Genomic DNA, 18,779 nt, shown 5'->3' with positions numbered 1-18,779 from the left:
AAATTAGGCTTATACTACAAGACAAGAAACTTACCCAGGAGTTTTTGCCTACAGAGGCGACTTTAAAAATCCGCCCCGAAGCCATCACCATGAATTGGAAACAAGCCCTCAAACATCACTACACCGGCTCCCTGGACAAAGGCTTTCAGCAGTTCCGATTGGGGCTGTCACTGTTCTTTCTGGGCATGGTCATGCTGTACATGGCGAGCCAGATGCTCAGCCCTTCCCTGGCTCAGGAACTGGCGGTACTGGCCGCCCTGTTGGTGGGTGGGGCGGGGTTTATCTGGGCCATGATGGCCCACCTGCGCATGCTTATTGGTCGGATCATCCACTTTATAACCGAGCGCTGACAGGGCTCGGCTTAATCAGGAGTCGCTGGGGCCTGGTTTGGGCATGAAGTTTCCGTACGGAAACTGCGCCACTTTATCGCTACCCTGGAAATCACTGATGGTGGCGGCACCTTCTTTTTCCACCTCGTCGATACGCACAATGGAGTGCATCGGGATATACGAGCGTTTGACGCCAGCGAATTCGGATTTTAGCTTCTCTTCCGCCGGGTCCACCAGCAACTGACTGCGCTCACCGAAGACGAATTCCTCCACCTCGATAAAGCCATACATCTCACTTTGATAAATAGCGCAGGCGAAGACCTCGTAGACCTGTCCTTGATTGACGAAAATCACTTTGTAAACGGGTTTGTAAGCCATAGAACTCTCTGTTAACTGACTTGGCTGCTCACTACTTGGCCGCTAGCCGACCTGTATGACCGCCCGAAACGGGATTGTGGTGCCGTTGGCGGGGCCGTAAGGCGCGCGAGAATAGCACAAAACCGGTCGAACAACCCAGAGTACGGATTTCAGCCTGCCCATGGGATTTTGCGGCGAAGCTCGCTATAATGCGCACCCCCATTATTGCACATTTTTTAACCAGGTGTTATCCATGTCCACCGAATCCACAGCCCCCGACGCCCCGGCGAAGAAGCTCTATATCAAGACCCACGGCTGTCAGATGAATGAGTACGACTCGGCGCGTATGCGTGATCTGCTGGGCGAGTCCCACCAGATGGTGGCCACGGAAAACCCCGAGGAGGCGGACGTCATCCTCATTAACACCTGTTCGATTCGGGAAAAAGCCCAAGAGAAGCTGTTTCACGAGCTGGGGCGCTGGAAGCAATTTAAACAGACCAAACCCGGTTTGGTGATTGGCGTGGGCGGTTGCGTGGCCAGTCAGGAAGGCGCCGCCATCGCCGAGCGCGCGCCGTTTGTGGACTTGATCTTCGGGCCTCAAACCCTGCACCGGCTGCCGGAAATGATGGAAACGCCCCGGGACAATGGTGCCGTGGTGGTAGACATCAGCTTCCCTGAAATTGAAAAGTTTGACCGCCTGCCCCAGCCAGACGCCGATGGTGTGTCGGCCTTTGTCTCGGTGATGGAAGGTTGCTCCAAGTACTGCACCTTCTGCGTCGTACCTTACACCCGCGGCGAAGAGGTTAGCCGCCCGGTGGCGGATGTGCTGGCGGAGGTGGCTCACCTGGCCGCTCAAGGCGTGCGCGAGGTCAACTTGTTGGGCCAGAACGTTAACGCCTACCAAGGCGCTACCGAAGACGGCACCACGGCGGATTTAGCGGAACTTATTACTTACGTGGCTGCCATTGAGGGTATTGACCGAATCCGCTACACCACCTCGCATCCCGTAGAGTTCAGCGATGCGCTAATTGATGTATACGCGGACATTCCCGAGCTGGTGAGCCACATACATTTACCGGTGCAAAGTGGCTCGGATCGTATTCTAATGGCCATGAAACGCGGCCACACCGCTTTGGAATACAAGTCTAAGCTGCGCCGTTTAAAACAGATTCGTCCGGACATCAGCTTTTCGTCCGACTTTATTATTGGCTTCCCCGGGGAGACCGAGGCGGACTTTGAAGCCACGATGAAGCTGATTCATGATGTGGGCTTCGATACGTCCTTCAGCTTTATATATAGTGCGCGCCCCGGCACCCCGGCCGCAGAGTTGCCCGACGACACCCCCATGGAAGTGAAAAAACAGCGCCTTAAAATTCTGCAGGATCGCATTACCCAGCAGGCCATGGCCATTAGCCGGCGCATGGTGGGTAACACCGAGCGCGTGCTGGTGAACGGATACTCCAAGAAGGATCCAGGGCAATTGGCTGGCCGTACGGAAAACAACCGGGTGGTGAATTTTCGCGCCGACAACCCGGATCTGATCGGGAAGTTTGCGGACATCCTCATTGAAGAGGCTCTACCCAACTCCCTGCGCGGCACCTTGCTAGGCTCTGAGCTAGATCAGGACTGGTCCGGCGGTTGAAAACACCCGGCGTTGCCGCCGCAGCGCTCCCGTTTTTTCAAAAAGCGTTATAACCACTAATTTGGAAAATTTAGTGGTTAAGAAACAAACAGCCGAACAATAGCCTTTTCCCCGTCATACGAATGGGGTAGGCTTTCAGTAACTTTCGCTATTAAGGGTCCATAATTTCTTTGACTAGCCACGTAGTGACCAGCCCCGATACCATCACCCAGCAACTGACGCTGGAACCCGATGACAACCGCCGTCTTGCCAGTCTGTGCGGCCAATTCGGCAGCCACCTGCGACAGATTGAAGAGCGCCTCAACATTGAGATTCGCAATCGCGGTAACCACTTCGCCCTGACCGGCAATGCCCAAACCACTGAAACGGCGGCGGAGTTGCTGCGCAGCCTGTACCGGGAAACCGACAACAGCGAACTGACCCCAGACGAAATTCACCTGGCCCTGCAATCCTCCGGCCTGGCGGCTCTGACCGAGCCAACGGAAACCGAAGGTGCAAGCACCGGGGGCGATAAGGGCATTACCCTGATTCGCACCAAAAAGTGCACCATCAAACCCCGCGGATTGAACCAACAGCGCTACGTGCGCGCCGTGCAGACTCACGACATCAATTTCGGCACTGGTCCCGCGGGCACCGGCAAAACCTATTTAGCCGTAGCCTGTGCCGTGGAAGCGTTACTAAAGGACGAAGTCGAGCGGATATTGTTGGTGCGCCCGGCCGTAGAAGCCGGGGAAAAACTGGGCTTTTTGCCCGGTGATCTGGCACAGAAAGTCGATCCCTATCTGCGCCCTCTGTACGACGCCCTGTTTGAAATGCTCGGTTTCGAAACCGTGGGCAAACTCATGGAGCGCAACGTCATTGAGGTCGCCCCGCTCGCCTACATGCGTGGACGCACCTTGAGCAACGCCTTCGTGATTCTGGATGAGAGCCAAAACACCACCCGTGAGCAGATGAAAATGTTTCTGACACGTATCGGTTTTGGCTCCACCGCTGTCATTACCGGTGACCCCAGCCAAATCGATTTGCCCAGAGGCCAGCAGTCTGGTTTGCGTCATGCCATCGACGTGCTGTCCAAAGTGAGCGGCATTAGCTTCACCCATTTCGATTCCAAAGACGTGGTACGCCACCCATTGGTACAACGCATCGTAGAGGCCTATGATGACTTCGATGAGGCCGGTTCAGCTGACTGAAGCATGAAAACGGACATCGATATAGACGTGGCCAGTGAATGTCAGCCACTACCCACAGCCGCTGATCTGGAGCGCTGGTGCCAAGCGGCGCTGGCCGCTGGCGGGCCAGCCGAAATGACGCACGCCCAGGTCAGCATTCGGGTGGTCGACGAAGCCGAAAGTCAGACCCTGAATGCCCGATACCGGCAGCGGGACAAGCCAACCAACGTTCTCTCATTTCCCGCTGATTTGCCTCCGGAATTGGAGCTGCCCTTATTGGGCGATCTGGTGATTTGCGCGCCTGTCGTCGCCCGCGAGGCTGACGAACAGCACAAAAGCCTGGAGGCCCACTGGGCCCACATGGTTGTGCACGGTTGCTTGCATTTGCTAGGTTATGACCATATCTCCGACGCTGACGCTGATGTCATGGAAGCACTGGAAACTCAAATAATCACTCAGTTACACTACCCAGCTCCCTACACCGAGCTGGGTACCAATGAATCGTAACGCCATTGAACCTTAGAATAGGAATCACCAACCCCATGTCGGACGACCCTTCGAGTAGCAGCCCGTCGGTACGCAGCATCGATAGAAACGATCGCAGCGAAAAACCCGACCGCAGCGATAAATCGTGGCTGCAACGTTTGCTACAGGCCTTCAACGGCGAACCCCGCTCCCGGGAAGAGCTGTTGGAAATGATCAAGGAGGCGGCCAACAACCGGCTGCTGGATCAGGAAGCCTTAACCATTATTGAAGGCGCGTTGGACGTTTCCTCCCAACAGGCGCGGGAGCTGATGATCCCACGCTCGCAAATCGTCGCTATCCGTATCGATGAAACGCCTCAGGAGTTTTTGCCCAAGATCATCGAATCCGGCCACTCCCGCTTCCCTGTTATTGGCGATAGCTTTGACGACATCAAAGGCATACTGCTGGCCAAAGATCTGCTGCGCATGATGCTCGAAGGCAACACCGATTTCTCCCTGGAATCCATTCTGCGACCGGCCAATATTGTGCCCGAGAGCAAGCGGGTTAATGTGCTGTTGCGCGAATTCCGCGAGAAGCGCTATCACATGGCGCTGGTGATTGATGAGTACGGCGGCATTTCCGGCCTGCTCACCATTGAAGATATTCTGGAAGAAATCGTCGGCGAAATCGAAGACGAAACCGACGAAGAAGTCAGCGACGAATTCATCAAACGTGTCAGCGACACGGATTACATTATCAAAGCGCTCACGCCCATCGACGATTTTAATGACTACTTTAAAGCCGGCTTGAGCGATGAAGATTTCGACACCATTGGCGGAATCCTCATGCAGGAATTTGGTCACTTGCCCAAGCGCAACGAAGTGGCCGTCATTGACCAGTTCCAGTTTCGAGTGCTCTACGCCGATAACCGACAGATTCACTTAGTGCGTCTAACCCTGCTTGAGTAATCCACTCCAATGAGCTTCAGCCTGACCGCTGTTCCGCGCCCCTCTACCGCAGTCGCCTGTTTGTTGGCGATCATTGCCGGTGCGTTGATACCGCTGGCATTTGCGCCCTTCGACCTCTGGCCTGTGGCCATGATAGGGCTAGTGGTGCTGGCGCTGCTCCTGGATCGGCAAAGTGGCAGGGGCGCCATGCTGCGTGCCTTCTGTTTCGGGTTGGGGCTCTACGGCGTGGGCGCCTCTTGGATATACGTCAGTATCCATATCCATGGCAATGCGCCCGTTCCCCTAGCCGCACTGCTCACCGGTTTGTTTGTCATCTTTGTGGCGTTTATTTTCAGTTTGCCGTTTTTCGCTTACGGGCGCTGGTTCAGCCACCGGCCTTTGGCCTTGGTGGTGTCCTTTCCGCTGCTCTGGTTGCTGGGCGAATGGCTGCGCTCCTGGTTTCTCACCGGCTTTCCCTGGTTGTATTTGGGTTATGGCCACATGGAAACTTGGCTGGCCGGCTGGGCACCCGTGCTCGGCGTTATGGGCGTAAGCTTGATTATGATTCTCAGCGCTGGATTGATCGCCCACTGGCTGGCCCTGTGGCAGGCGAACATTCGCCCACGCGCGCATCATTGGGGAATGACCGTACTGATTCTGGCGCTCTGGCCCGCCGGCTTGGCACTCAAGCAGACCGCCTGGACCGAGATCAGCGACACCCCCATCAGCGTCGGCATGGTGCAACCCAACATTCCCCAGGAGCTCAAGTGGCGGCCGGAGTTTATCCAGCCGACGTTAGAGCGCCTGCTGGCCATGAGTGAGGACTTGTGGCAATACGATTGGTTGATCTGGCCAGAGGCGTCCATCCCCCAGACCTACCACCGCACGCTGCCGTTTTTGGACGAAATCCATCACCGGGCGGGAAACACCAATACCGCCCTGATCAGCGGCATTATTTACGACGATCCCCACCAGCAGCGCTACTACAACAGCTTGGTAGGCTTCGGCGGCGCACTGGGCCTTTACCACAAACGCCGCCTAGTGCCCTTCGGTGAATATGTGCCTCTGGAAGACTGGCTGCGCGGGCTGATCCACTTTTTCGACATGCCCACCTCCATCATTGACCAGGGGCCGGCCCATCAAAGGGGCATTCAAGTGGGGGAACTGATGATTTCGCCCTCGGTGTGTTACGAAGTGGTCTACCCGGACTTAGTGGCCGAGGGCGCTCGCGACGCTCAGGTACTACTCACCGTCAGTAATGACGCCTGGTTCGCCGATACCTTAGGTCCACTGCAACACATGCAGATGGCGCGCATGCGAGCGCTGGAAACTGGCCGCTATCTAGTGCGCAGCACCAACAACGGCATCAGCGCCATCGTCGACCCTCACGGACAGGTCACGGCACGCAGTCGGCAATTTGTGGCCGAGACGCTGAGCGGTGAAGTCTACGCCGCTCACGGAATGACCCCGTTTATGCGCTGGGGCAGCATTCCTCTGGCCATGGGGGCCGGGCTGATCCTGTTCCTGCTGTGCTGCACCCGCCGCCGGGATGCCCGGCCAGACGAGCTTGAAATAGCCCCGGGAAAAGACGAGAATCCTGAAGCAGACAATCACCCGCCACGCGCATCTGGCGATTAACCGACCGATCATTTCTACTGAAACGCTGGCAGCACGAGTAGTGTTTCGAATGACAAATGTCATGATTGATTAATGATCTCTGCCCCTAACGCCCCGGATCAGAAATGCGGCAAACTGTGTGTTTTCTCCAAGGCCTTGTTTGGACAAGGATTCTGCCATGAAACTATTTGTGCCTGCCCTGATTCTGGTGTTATGTGGCGCCCTGACGGCCTACCACTACCCCAACCACCGTGAAGCGAATTTACTGAATGCTCACCACCAGCAAATTAACAGTGCCGCTGAACAACTGGACCTGGACTCTCTGGCATCCTTACGCGCCACCGCAAGCGGTGAACTGGAAGTGGCCTATATCGATTATCGGCTGGCCCTCGCCGCCGAGGCGCACAACCAACACGATCTTATGCACACCGCTCTGAGCCGCTCCGAGGCAGTGCTCAAGGCCATGCAACCTCAGCCGGAGCAAATCGCAGACGCCCAAGCATTGATGGCCGCCATTCATTTGCGCCGCATGGTACACAGTGACGAACCTGAACCCCATTGGCGCGCCCTGGAAATGGCTCTGACGTTGGGTTATCACCAGGAGGCCAGCAACCCCAGCCTGTTGATGGTGTCCGCCATGGCGGCCCGTTACAGCTCAGAGGAGGCCGGCGGCGGCCAGGCCATGGCGGACTTAATGCTCAACGAAGCGGGTATTCAGTTTGAGCGCCTGTGCAGCAACGTGTGCGGCACATCGAATCGAGCCTACATCTGGCAGGGTTTGGCGCAAACCATGCACCGTGAAACCGGCGCCGCTGGCCAATGGCTGCTGGCCCAGGCAAGTTGCCAGACCTTAACCACCGGCACCTGATCTCATGTCAGAAGCATCTCGCACCACCATTAAGCCCTGGTTCTGGCTGATATTCAGTCTCTACTACTTCATGCCCCTGTTTTTTATCGACTACAGCCCGATCCAAATTGGGCTGTTCGTAATTTCGTACGCGGGCTTTGTGATTTGCTACCTGCTGGTGTGCCGCCGCTGGTGCTCGTGGCGGGACATGCAGCCTACGCCCTGGCCCATCGCCGGCATCGTGATCATCGCTATCGCCGCCAGTACGTTCACTCCGAGTGTGGATACCATGTTCTCGTACAGCGCCCTGCTCCTAGCGTTGTGCTATCCGCCCAGAGTTTTGGTACCGCTATTAGCCGGGTTGGTGGTTTTATGTGTGACCCTGGGTCTGTACCACAATTATACCTTTCCCTTCCTGACCCTAACCGGAAGCTTCGCCGTGGTGGCCATGAGCCTGATTGGCATCGCTGAAAGAACACGCCTGCAGATGCACTTGCAAGAGGAGCGCAGCCAGGAGGAATTGCAGCAGATGGCCAAAATTGCCGAGCGTGAACGCATCGCCCGGGATCTGCACGACATCCTCGGCCACAGCCTGTCCAGTATTGCCCTAAAGGCGGAGCTGGCTGAAAAGCTGCTCACTCAGAATAAAATCGACGAAGGTAAGGGGCACCTCTCCGAACTCAATCAAATCGCCCGGGAAAGCCTGCACCTGGTGCGCGAAACCGTCTCCGGCTACAAGCACCGCGGCCTGAGTGGTGAGGTCATGGCCCTGTGCGAGCGACTGCGCGAAAATAATTTCGCCGTCACCCTGGAAGGCGAGATGCCAGCGCTGAACTCCAAGGCGGAAACCACGCTTATTTTGGCTCTGACCGAACTAACCACCAACATCCTTCGACACAGCCGTGGCAGCCACTGCCAACTGGCATTTGCGCGCGAAGAGGAGCAACTGCGTATCAGTATTCGGGATAACGGCACCAACGCGCGCATCAAAATGGGCAACGGTCTGCGCGGCATATGTGAACGGTTGGCGGTGTTTAACGGCGATTTGCACATAGACACTGGCGCCCAAAGCTCATTTACCATCGCCATACCGCTGACCCGAGTGCAACCGCAATGAGGATTTTGTTGGCCGAAGATCAGTCCATGGTGCGTGGTGCCCTGGCCGCTCTGCTGGGCATGGAACCCGGCTTCGAGATCATTCAGGCGGCCGATGGAGACGAAGCGATGGAGCTGCTGCGCACGCAGCAGTTCGACGTGTTTCTGACCGATATCGAAATGCCCGGCCGCACCGGCCTCGATCTGGCCCAGTGGTTACAGGCCCGGAACTCCGAGATCAAAACCATCGTGATCACCACCTTCGGACGCGCCGGCTACATTCGTCGTGCCATTGACCTGGGCGTGGCGGGGTTTCTACTCAAAGAAGCGCCTTCCGAGGAGCTGATCGGGGCTATCTATAAAATCATGTCCGGCAAGCGGGTCATAGATGGTGAACTGGCCCTGACGGCGCTGGGCGAAAGTGATCCGCTCAATGACAAGGAACGCCGGGCTCTGCGCATGGCCAGCGAAGGCAAGTCCACCGCCGCTATCGCCCAGAACCTCTGCCTGACCGAAGGCACGGTGCGCAACTATCTCTCCGAGGCCATTGCCAAGCTCAATGCCGCCAACCGGGTGGACGCCGCCCGTATTGCCCGGCAAAAGGGCTGGCTTTAAGCCTTGTCGTTAAGGCCTGGATTCTCGCGTTCGCGGGAATGACGAGAAAAAAGCTCGGTAGCATGTTGCGCTTTTGTGGGGATAACGAATTTCCCGACATACCGCCTGCCTGCGGGACTCCACCAGTCTCGTCATCCCCGCGCACGCGGGGGATCCAGCGATTTTCCTTCGCGTTGCGAAGCTCATTTTCTGCGTCATCCCCACGCACGCGGGGATCCAGCTTTTGATGTTTCCTGAACCCGCACGAGTCTGGATTCCCGCGTGCGCGGGAATGACGAGCGTAGTTCGCGGGAATGACGAGCGAAGTTCGCGGGAATGACAAGCGTACGAGGGGAACCAATCGGGCATTGCCGGTTCAATCTGTCTTGCTATAAGCTACTGCCTGGCTATTCTTCGGGCCCGCCGGGTCCGGCCCGCATCCTCAATTCCCAAAATCGTGGCGAATCTATGTACCACCATTTTTTCGGTTTGGAAGAGCAAGCCTTTTCTATTGCTGTAAATCCCCGCTACCTATTTATGAGCGAGCAGCACCGGGAGGCGCTCGCGCACCTGCTCTACGGAATTCGCAGCGGTGGCTTCGTCCAGCTGACCGGCGAGGTGGGCACAGGCAAAACCACACTGGTGCGCTGCCTGCTTGAACAGCTGCCCGAACAAACCGACGTGGCCATGATTCTCAACCCCATGGCGTCGCTACCGGAACTCTTATCCAGCATCTGCGACGAACTGCGCGCGCCCTACCCCGCAGATCAGCAAACGGTCAAAACCCTCACTGACAGCCTCCACAGCTTCCTGCTGCACAATCACGCCCAGGGGCGCAACACGGTTTTGCTCATTGACGAGGCGCAGTTGCTGTCCACCGAGGCGCTGGAACAGATTCGTCTACTGACCAACCTGGAAACCGACACCACGAAGCTGCTCAATATTATCCTGGTGGGTCAGCCTGAACTGGTGGACATACTGGCTCAGCCTTCCCTGCGTCAGCTATCCCAACGCATTACCGCGCGCTTTCATCTGCGTCCGCTGTCTCTGCAAGAAACCCGCGCTTACATCCATCATCGCCTCACCGTTGCCGGGCTGGAGTCTGATCGCGTGCTGGTGCCAGCAGCCATTGCGCACAAGGTGTATCAATTCAGTGGCGGCGTGCCCCGCCTGATCAACGTGATCTGCGAGCGCATGTTATTGGGGGCTTATGCGCGCAACACCCGCCGGCTGAACAAAGCGATATTTGCCCAGGCGGAACGCGAGGTACGCGGCAGCCGGCCGGCCAACCAGGATCTGCTGCCTCAGCCCCCCAGGCGTTTCCCCCTGGCAGCAACCGTTGCCGGCGTGGCCATTGCTTTATCCGCAACCGCAGCCTTTGTGCTGGTAGAGGATCCCAGAGACGCGCTACAGAGAGTCACGGCTTTGCTGGAGGCACCTCAGGAGCCGCAGATGACCGCGGAAGCGCTGGCCGCTGTGGGTGCATTTAATCTACAAACTGAGCCCACCCCAAAACCAGAACTCAACCTCACCAACTCATTACTCGACGCGATCCCAACCGAACCGGACGAGCCCCAAGCTCCGCTGTGGACTCACGATCTGCCCAGCGCTCAAGCGGCTCTGGCCCAACATCTGGGGCGCCCTCACAGCATAGGACAAGGCGCTTGCGACGCGGCACAATCGGCCGGGCTTCAATGCGAACAGCGCAAGCTGCAAACCTGGGACGATCTTCGAACGTTAGACCGGCCAGTGGTCATGACCCTGATCACCCCCGAGCGCCGGCGTGCCTACACCACCCTAACCGGACTGGACGAAGAGCACGCGCTGCTGTTTACCGAGGGAGAGAGCCGTAAAATCCCCTGGTCCGAGCTGGCGACTTTATGGACCGGAGACGTGCAATACCTTTGGTATCGTCCGCCCGGTTACGGGCAGAGCATTGCCCCGGGGCAAAGCGGTGACAGCGTGCGCTGGCTGGCGGAGCAGTTTGCGCAGCTGGACAACCAAAGCGAACCTTTGACCCGCAGCACGTACAACGCTCGACTAAAACAACGAGTGGAAATTTTTCAACGTCAACAACGTTTGGACGACGACGGCATTGTGGGCGCCATGACCTTGCAACGACTCAATCAAGCACTGGGCCTGGAAAAGCCGTTGAGCGAACCAGGCTCCGAACAAGCCGACCACGTGGCGAGGGTGGAAGGCTAGACTATGTCATTTATTCTCGATGCCCTCAGGCGCGCCGATCAGGAGCGCCAACAAGACAGCAACGGGCTGGATATCCACAGTCCACCGCAAGCCGCACCCTACGTGGAGCCCGCGGGTAACCGCACCGGCCTGTGGATCGCCTTGGGCATCGCGGCTATTGTTCTAACGGTTTTTTTGAGTGTCACCCTGTCCACTCGATTATCCTTAAATACGCAATCCGTTAGCGCTCCGCCAACTCCTTCGGAGTCCGCACCAATCAGTAAGCCGGTAATCACAGAGCAAGCCATTGAGCCGATGCAGCCCCAGGCTTTGCCGGTCGAGCCACCGAGCAAATCCGTAACCATGCCGGCCGAAAACGCGCTACAGGCAGAAGTGGTTGCCCTGTACCAGAGAACCAACGAACCTGCTGGTGGTGTCAGTGCCTCCGTACGTAATCTTTATGTACAACCAGATCCACCTGCGGCTAGGCAGCCCGCTCAGGCTCGGACCACTCAATCTCCCACTCCAGCAGAACCGGCACAACCGGCGGAACGCCCAGCGCTGTCAGCGCGTGCCGAGGAAATCCTGGCCGCCCGAGTTCCGCAGGTTCACGAGCTGCCCCGAACCCTGCAGCAGTCAATACCGAGCATTCACTACAACGACCATCAGTACCGGGACAGCGCAGCCAGTACCGTCGTTTTAAACGGCCGCGAGTTACGTGCAGGCGCCCAGCTCAGCCAAGATTTGCAGGTGGACGACATTCTTGACGACGGCGTAGTGATGATTTTTAAAGGGCAAAAATTCAAACTCCGGGCCCATAACAGCTGGATCAACATGTAGGCGCGCACTTCCCCGCCTAGGCATCGTTCCACCGTTCCCTGTCACCCAATATCGTAAAAGGCTTTAATCGTGTGTTTCGCTGCCTTACCATGGGTACAGCGGCGCCACACTTGGACGCCACCGACGGACCACTCAGCGCACAGAGGATTGGCTGCATGATCATATTGGGAATTAACCACTTCTTTCACGATACCTCCGCTTGCCTGGTAAAAGATGGCGAGCTATTGGTGGCACTGGAGGAGGAGCGCTTTTCCCGCGACAAACACACTTGGAGCTTTCCCTCCCGGGCCATTGCCAAGTGTTTTGAAGTAACCGGTATCAGCCCTGAGCAAGTGGACCACGTAGCGGTTTCCATCAACCCCACCAAAGACGCGGGTAAAAAAATCCTCTATGGCGCCAAGCTGGGCACCAAATGCCTGCCTTTCGTAAAACACGAACTGTTTCGGGCCCGCGCCAAACAAAAGCAACTGCACCAATGGTTCAACAAAACCTGGCCGGCGCGTAAACCCAAATTACATATGATTGACCACCACCTGGCGCACGTGGTGGGAAGCTTTTACGTGTCCCCTTACGAACACGCCGCCCTACTCTCCCTGGATGGCTCCGGGGAATGGTCCACCAGCTATCTGGGCGAGATGAAAGGAGACGAGCTAACGTGTTTCAGCGAATCCCTGTTTCCCAATTCACTCGGCTCCTTCTACGAGGCGGCGACACAGTTTTGTGGCTTCAGGCCCAACTATGACGAAGGCAAGACCATGGGCTTGGCGCCTTTTGGTGATCCGAGTGTGTTTGAGGAACAGATGTCAAAGCTGGTCAGTGTTGACGACCAGGGCAAAGTGAACATCGACCTGAGCTACTTCGAGTTTCAAAACGCCGGTCACAACCGGTTGGGCCAGCGGTACATCGATACATTTGGCAAGCCGCGCACAGGCGGACCCATTGAAAAACATCACGAAGATGTTGCCGCCGCGACACAACGGGTACTGGAAAACTGCGCACTAAAAATGTGTCGCATCCTGGAACAGAAATCGAGCGCGGACTATTTGGTGATCGCCGGCGGCGTGGGCCTGAACAGCGTAATGAACGGGCGCATACTGCGCGAAACCCGCTTCAAAGACATCTACGTCATGCCCGCCGCCGGAGACAACGGCACCTCCATCGGCGCGGCTTATTTTGCCTACAACCATATCCTGGGTGAAAAACACCGTTTTCACCACAGCAATCCTTTTGTGGGCAATGAGTACGATAACGACGCCCTGGAAGCCGTGCTCAAAAAATGCAAACTGAACTACACCCGCTCAACCGATGTATGCCGGGATACCGCCGACATTCTGCACGAAGGTAAAATCGTTGGCTGGTTTCAAGGGCGCATGGAGATCGGGCCGCGGGCCTTGGGCAACCGCAGTATTTTGGCGGACCCCACCCGGCAAGATATGAAAGACAAAATTAATGCGGAAGTGAAACACCGTGAGGCCTATCGACCCTTCGCACCCTCGGCCATCGCCGAGGAGCGCAGACGCTACTTTGACATCGATGTAGAGGCGCCGTTTATGCTCAAAGTCTGTGCCGTGCGCGATGAATACAAGTCCAAGCTGCCGGCCATCACCCATGTGGATGGCTCAGCGCGGCTGCAAACCGTGCGCGCTGACACCAACCCTCGCTACCATCGCCTGATTGAAGAGTTTGGCAAGCTATCGGGCATTCCCGTGGTTTTGAATACCAGCTTTAACATCATGGGGGAGCCCGTGGTGGAATCGCCGCTGCAGGCGATTCGCTGTTTCTTTTCCAACGGGCTGGATGTGTTAGTGATGGGGGATTTTATCGTTAGGAAATAAAGGGCGCTAACAGGCTGTTGATAAACGTTTTCGAGGCGGGCGATGCCAGTCAGCTGCCACGCACGACTGCATGGATGCAGGAGGTAGGGCGAAGCAGGAAGCCAGAACCGAGATAGTTTTTCAATAGCCTGCTATTCTTTGCGCTTAAACAACGCCGTCTGAGTGGGCTGACCAAAATCCGGGTGGTAGTCACCGATGCCGGAAAACGTCACCGTGTAGCCCTGCCGCTGAGCCACACCTCTGGCCCACTGTTGAAACTTGACGCGAGTCCACTCAAACTTATGATCCGGCTCGCGAAACACTCCGGACGGAAGGTCGAACAGGGGGTTGTACTCGCTGTTCGGCGTAGTCATGTAGAGCGTCTTGGGCTGAAAGTAGCCAAACACCGCCAACTCCACCTTGGATAATTTCGCCGGCTCCACATGCTCGATGGTTTCCACCATGGCCGCCGTCTCAAAACCTATCAAGTGCGCGTTCTTATCGGTATAGGAACCGCACAGTAGCTTCAAACGTGGCGCTGATTCATTCAAATACTCCGCCAGCATGCTCCGCGCTTGAGCCAAAGAAGCCCCAGACTGCTCCAAGCCCACCACCTCTTCAAACTGAGAGTCTGCCAGCAAGCGGTATAGCAAAGACCCGCTGCCGCAACCAAGATCCAGAACACGCCGCGCACCGGTCGCTTTCAGTACCGAAGCCACGTGATCGAGCCGTTGCTCGTGCAGCCCAGTCATTTGCGTCATCATGCTCATGTCATTCACTTCCTAGCGGCATCACGCCATCAGCGCCAAAAACGGCAAGAGCGTAAACGACGCCACCACTATGATGGCCAATACCATAAAGATGAACCGAATGGGGTGGGAGAACAGCTTGTCTTTGACCGTCGGTACTTCTCCCTGCGCTTCCTGCTCATGAAAGAGCTGACGCTGACGGGCGGTGCGCTCTTTTTGATAAGCGCCTAGGACCGCCTTCGCCTCCGGCAATTGGGATTTGTCGCTCAACCAAATCGCTGACACGCCCAGCCCCCAAAACCCGGCGTGAGTTTCGTAGGTGGCGAACTCGTGTTCCGCCAATAACTCCCGCACCTCCTGCGCTTCGTCTTCGGGGACATTGTTGAGTTTGAATAGCAGTGTGGCCATAGATTTTTTCCGCGCTAGCAAGGCGGCTTACCTTTACCGATTTGGAGCTGAAATACAAGTGATTTGAGCCTACACCCTTATGGATTCCCGCTTTCGCGTACTGCTGCCCGGAATAGATAATCGAATTAGAACTTCGTAAGCTAGCCCTCGGGCCGCGCAGGGTGAGTGTTCAGCAAACGTCGTGAACCCATCCATGGGGACTGCCTCAAAAGGTCCCTCTTTTGAGGCTTGCTGAACACTCACCCTGCACGCCCCTACTAGCCTCGGACTATGGCACTCTTTTCTCAAACCCAAGTGCCTGTTACTCCTCTTACGAGGTGCTCGCTAGCAGCTAATTTTCGAGTGTAGTGCGAAGCCGCACAAAACGTGGCTCTCCACCATCTACCCAAGATTATCCCGAACAGCAGTGCGCGAATGCGGGGATCCAGCTTTTGAGAAGTTTTTCGCCACGCCAGCATGGATTCCCGCTTCCGCGGGAATGACGAAAGGCGCGAGAATGGGAATTGGGGGAAAAATACCTTAACGCCGGACTGCGCGGCCCGTGAACTCGCTTACGAAGAAACAAATCTTTCGGAACAGCAGCGCACTTGCGCGGGAATAACGCGCCCCCTTCCCCAATGAACAGTTACTAAAACAAGCGCCCCAAAGAAAGCACTACCACAATGATGACCACCAGCACCAAAGCAACCGCCCCCATAACCATAAAGGCGTAATTGCGGCGTCGGATGCCGCTGAGCCGTGCGGTGACGGACCTTGGGGTCGGTTCCTCGATATCGGTATTGGCTGGGTCTGCGCCGGCATAAGCCCCTCCCCCCGGCTCTGACTCATCGGGCAACACCATGAGTAACGCTCCGGCACGGGCAAAATCAGTACGCCACTGCTGGGCCTCCTGTTCTGAGTCCACTTGCCGGAAAGTCACGGCAGTGCCAGTAAACAGTTCCTCCGCCACCGTCTCGCGGCTTTCTCTCAGCAAACTCGCCAAGTTCTCGACCACTTCCTGACGCTGAAAGCCAGTTACCAGGTCACCGCAGAATACTAAATTCCACACACTTGCCTCCGAGCGTTTGTCGTGTTCAATTCATGGTGCAACGGCTCAGCAGAGACTGTCAAACCCGAGCCTGAGATGCTTCAACTGATGCTCAAGATCGAAAGTGGCGCACCACTCCCCCCAAGCGGCGCCTAAGGCTTTGCCGGGAAGGCTTTGCAGTTAAAAGGGGTAGAACAACGCTGAAAAAAACAGTAGTTTTAAAGGCAACGGCCCTAGCCTGGGCATCAATGACAGACTCAATCCAAGGTTGGAATTGTGGACCTTCAAGAGCAAAACTCTTTTTTTACGCCAGTGCAGCGACGGCTGATACGTTTCACGACAGTAGTGTTCTTTAGCGTTCTTCTAGCTGCATTGGTCGCCACTATTATTTGGGTAATCGGCCGGACCTTCGCGTTTTTTTACAACTTGATTTTTCCATTAGCGATTGCGGGCATATTAGCGCTGATTCTCAACCCGGTGATGGTCTTCCTGCAAAGGCGTTTGCACTTCTCCCGTCTCGCAGCGGCTATCACTTTGCTGGCCGGATTTTTTATTCTTTTTTCCGCGCTACTGTTTGGCACTTTGCCGATCGTGATTCAGCAGGGGCGAGATTTGGTGGAGCGGGCGCCCGATATTATCGCCAGTTGGTACACCCGGCTCGAACTCTACTTCCCCGGATTGGTAACCATGCTGTCGGAACAAATGGACGATGGCGTGCTGGAAGATTTAATGCCGGAGTTTGAAGCGCCCGGCGAAACCTTTATGAGTTATATCGGGTTGCTGGTGGGTGCGGCCTTTATTCCTTTATGGCTGTTCTTTGCGCTGCTCTCGGGGGATGGCCTCAAAGCCCAGGCGGAAGAGGTTTTGTCGATATTTTCCGAAACCACTGAAAAGAAACTCCTGTATTTTATTCAAGTGTTTCTGGGTTACGTTACCGCCTTTTTTCGCGGGCAACTGGTGATAGCGCTCATCATGGGCGCCCTGTACGCCATTGGTTTCAGTATCATCGGTATTAAAGCGGCTTTGCTGATCGGCCCCATTTTGGGGCTGCTGAATATCATTCCCTACCTGGGCACGGTTATCGGTTTATTGATTGTCCTGCCCACGGCTTATTTGCAACCGGAGGGCAGTTGGCAACTGGTGGCGCTGGCCTTAGTGGTGTTTGTCACCGTCCAAACGATCGAAAGCGGCTTTCTCACCCCCAAGATTATGGCCCATCACTCGGGGCTGCACCCGGCGCTGGTGGTGATCTCGCTGTTTTTCTGGGGCATCACCTTCGGGGGCATCATTGGTATGCTGCTCGCTGTGCCATTAACGGCCTTTATTATTGCGGTATGGGGCGAGATAAAAACCAGCCTGAGCCGGTCTCTGGAGACCGAGGATTCGGAAAGCCCAGGCGGCAGCGATTAACGCGAGAACACCACCGTCTTGGTGCCATTCATCACCACCCGGTGCTCCGCATGCCAGCGCACCGCCCGGTTCAGTACCACCGCTTCGATGTCTCGCCCGATTTCGGCCATCTCCTCAGGCACATGAACGTGGGACACCCGCTCCACCGATTGTTCGATGATCGGGCCCTCATCCAAATCGGCGGTCACATAGTGAGCCGTGGCGCCGATCAGTTTTACCCCGCGCTCGAAGGCTTGATGATAAGGTCTGGCGCCTTTGAAACCGGGCAGGAAGGAATGGTGAATATTAATAGCCCGGCCGCTTAGCTTACGGCACAAGTCGTCCGAGAGAATTTGCATATAGCGGGCCAGTACCAAGCAGTCAGCGCGCTGTTCCTGCACCAGGCCCCAAATCTGCGCCTCCTGCTCCGGCTTGGTCTCGCGGGTCACGGGCAAGTAGTGAAAAGGCACCTGGTACCACTCGGTCAAGTCGCGCATCACCTCGTGGTTGGACACCACGCCGACAATATCGATAGGCAGAGTGCCATTCTTCCAGTTGTTCAACAGGCTGCTCAGGCAATGCCCCCACTGGGAGACGGCAATAAGAACCCGGGGCCGGGTGTCCACATCAAAGATTTGCCAATCCATCTCATAGCGGGCGCCCACGGGCTCGAACAGAGCCTTGATCTCTTCCAACTGGTAGCCGGGGGGGCACTGAAACTCCGTGCGCATAAAAAAGCGGCGCTCGTTCACGTCCTCAAATTGTGAGGACTCCTTGATATTAAATCCCTTCTCCGCAAACAAGCCGGCCACGGCAGCGACAATGCCGTGAGCGTCCCGGCAGCTAAAAGTCAGAACAATTTCATTAACACCGACCATGAAACCTTCCTTTGGGTATTTTCCGTTGGGTGGGCTGAGCGCCTATGCGCGGGGCCATAGATAGGTGGGCATTCTACCCAGTCAGAGGGGCCATACACCAGCCCCGCCCTCAAGGCTGGCAGGGGTTTCGACACGCAACTCGGCGAGCAAGAAACGGCACGCGTGCAGTTTACAAATTTAAGGACTATTAACGGCCTTGGGGTAGAATTAAAAAGTCTAATCCCGCTGGTTTTCGGCGACGGAGGGTCGATTCAGAGTCACCCCGCGCCACGCGGGCGCTATAACGTATACAACCACTGACCTGCCTCTTTACCCACACTTTATCCACAGCCAAACCCCACTCTTACGCCCTTGCATTCAACGTCAAACCGCATTATCTTGTAGCCCACTCGCACAGCACCCCTATATATAGGGTTTTCAACCCAAAA

Annotated in this window: 18 protein-coding genes; 13 read left to right on the top strand and 5 right to left on the bottom strand. The window is 56.3% G+C overall.

Features of this window, described 5'->3' with window-relative positions:
- Positions 1 to 89: 89 nt before the first annotated feature.
- Positions 90 to 350: a hypothetical protein gene (locus tag RBH33_RS00680; protein ID WP_306730192.1), complete on the top strand. Its 261-nt coding sequence runs from the start codon at positions 90 to 92 to the stop codon at positions 348 to 350.
- Between the two features lie 15 nt (positions 351 to 365).
- On the opposite strand, the gene RBH33_RS00675 is transcribed toward RBH33_RS00680, so the two are convergent.
- Positions 366 to 707 carry a DUF1820 family protein gene (locus RBH33_RS00675; RefSeq protein WP_306730191.1) on the bottom strand — a complete coding sequence of 114 codons (342 nt, stop codon included), beginning with the start codon at positions 705 to 707 and terminating at the stop codon, positions 366 to 368.
- 232 nt (positions 708 to 939) lie between these two features.
- Between RBH33_RS00675 and miaB the strand changes: the two genes are divergently transcribed.
- From miaB to RBH33_RS00620, 11 genes are all read left to right on the top strand, one after another.
- Entirely contained in the window at positions 940 to 2,328 is a 1,389-nt protein-coding gene (gene miaB, locus RBH33_RS00670) for a tRNA (N6-isopentenyl adenosine(37)-C2)-methylthiotransferase MiaB (RefSeq protein ID WP_306730190.1), read from the top strand.
- 170 nt (positions 2,329 to 2,498) lie between these two features.
- Entirely contained in the window at positions 2,499 to 3,518 is a 1,020-nt protein-coding gene (locus RBH33_RS00665; protein ID WP_306730189.1) for a PhoH family protein, read from the top strand.
- A 3-nt stretch (positions 3,519 to 3,521) separates the two neighbouring features.
- Positions 3,522 to 4,004 carry an rRNA maturation RNase YbeY gene (gene ybeY / locus RBH33_RS00660; RefSeq protein WP_306730188.1) on the top strand — a complete coding sequence of 161 codons (483 nt, stop codon included), beginning with the start codon at positions 3,522 to 3,524 and terminating at the stop codon, positions 4,002 to 4,004.
- Positions 4,005 to 4,039: 35 nt separating this feature from the next.
- Entirely contained in the window at positions 4,040 to 4,930 is an 891-nt protein-coding gene (locus tag RBH33_RS00655) for an HlyC/CorC family transporter (protein ID WP_306730187.1), read from the top strand.
- A 9-nt stretch (positions 4,931 to 4,939) separates the two neighbouring features.
- Positions 4,940 to 6,547 (top strand): apolipoprotein N-acyltransferase, encoded by a 1,608-nt coding sequence (gene lnt / locus RBH33_RS00650; RefSeq protein WP_306730186.1) that lies wholly within the window; start codon positions 4,940 to 4,942, stop codon positions 6,545 to 6,547.
- A 157-nt stretch (positions 6,548 to 6,704) separates the two neighbouring features.
- Positions 6,705 to 7,394: a hypothetical protein gene (locus RBH33_RS00645; RefSeq protein ID WP_306730185.1), complete on the top strand. Its 690-nt coding sequence runs from the start codon at positions 6,705 to 6,707 to the stop codon at positions 7,392 to 7,394.
- 4 nt (positions 7,395 to 7,398) lie between these two features.
- Positions 7,399 to 8,490 carry a sensor histidine kinase gene (locus tag RBH33_RS00640; RefSeq protein WP_306730184.1) on the top strand — a complete coding sequence of 364 codons (1,092 nt, stop codon included), beginning with the start codon at positions 7,399 to 7,401 and terminating at the stop codon, positions 8,488 to 8,490.
- On the top strand, positions 8,487 to 9,083 hold the full coding sequence (locus tag RBH33_RS00635; protein WP_306730183.1) for a response regulator transcription factor: 597 nt from the start codon (positions 8,487 to 8,489) through the stop codon (positions 9,081 to 9,083). The genes RBH33_RS00640 and RBH33_RS00635 overlap by 4 nt, the downstream gene beginning before the upstream one ends.
- A 447-nt stretch (positions 9,084 to 9,530) precedes the next feature.
- Entirely contained in the window at positions 9,531 to 11,267 is a 1,737-nt protein-coding gene (locus RBH33_RS00630; RefSeq protein ID WP_306730182.1) for an ExeA family protein, read from the top strand.
- A gap of 3 nt (positions 11,268 to 11,270) precedes the next feature.
- On the top strand, positions 11,271 to 12,086 hold the full coding sequence (locus RBH33_RS00625; protein ID WP_306730181.1) for a general secretion pathway protein GspB: 816 nt from the start codon (positions 11,271 to 11,273) through the stop codon (positions 12,084 to 12,086).
- Positions 12,087 to 12,241: 155 nt separating this feature from the next.
- Entirely contained in the window at positions 12,242 to 13,921 is a 1,680-nt protein-coding gene (locus tag RBH33_RS00620; RefSeq protein ID WP_306730180.1) for a carbamoyltransferase family protein, read from the top strand.
- A gap of 131 nt (positions 13,922 to 14,052) precedes the next feature.
- Here RBH33_RS00620 and RBH33_RS00615 read toward each other — a convergent pair whose 3' ends face one another.
- The 3 genes from RBH33_RS00615 to RBH33_RS00605 all read right to left on the bottom strand — a co-directional run bounded on the left by RBH33_RS00615 (position 14,053) and on the right by RBH33_RS00605 (position 16,105).
- A complete protein-coding gene (locus RBH33_RS00615; protein WP_306730179.1) occupies positions 14,053 to 14,670 on the bottom strand; it encodes a methyltransferase in 618 nt (205 codons plus the stop codon).
- A gap of 21 nt (positions 14,671 to 14,691) precedes the next feature.
- Positions 14,692 to 15,057 (bottom strand): DUF6164 family protein, encoded by a 366-nt coding sequence (locus tag RBH33_RS00610; protein WP_306730178.1) that lies wholly within the window; start codon positions 15,055 to 15,057, stop codon positions 14,692 to 14,694.
- A gap of 628 nt (positions 15,058 to 15,685) precedes the next feature.
- Positions 15,686 to 16,105 carry a hypothetical protein gene (locus tag RBH33_RS00605; protein WP_306730177.1) on the bottom strand — a complete coding sequence of 140 codons (420 nt, stop codon included), beginning with the start codon at positions 16,103 to 16,105 and terminating at the stop codon, positions 15,686 to 15,688.
- A gap of 255 nt (positions 16,106 to 16,360) precedes the next feature.
- On the opposite strand from RBH33_RS00605, the gene RBH33_RS00600 reads away from it, so the two are divergent.
- Positions 16,361 to 17,494, top strand: a complete 1,134-nt coding sequence (locus RBH33_RS00600; protein ID WP_306730176.1) for an AI-2E family transporter — start codon at positions 16,361 to 16,363, stop codon at positions 17,492 to 17,494.
- Here the strand turns inward: RBH33_RS00600 and purU are convergent.
- Positions 17,491 to 18,351, bottom strand: coding sequence for a formyltetrahydrofolate deformylase (purU, locus tag RBH33_RS00595; RefSeq protein ID WP_306730175.1), 861 nt, complete (start codon positions 18,349 to 18,351; stop codon positions 17,491 to 17,493). The two genes, RBH33_RS00600 and purU, sit on opposite strands and share 4 nt — an antisense overlap.
- Positions 18,352 to 18,779: the final 428 nt, after the last annotated feature.

Origin of the sequence: Marinimicrobium hydrolyticum, from assembly GCF_030848505.1 — a bacterium.
Classification (GTDB): domain Bacteria; phylum Pseudomonadota; class Gammaproteobacteria; order Pseudomonadales; family Cellvibrionaceae; genus JAVDDU01.
This window is presented reverse-complemented; position numbering and strand designations above follow the sequence as displayed.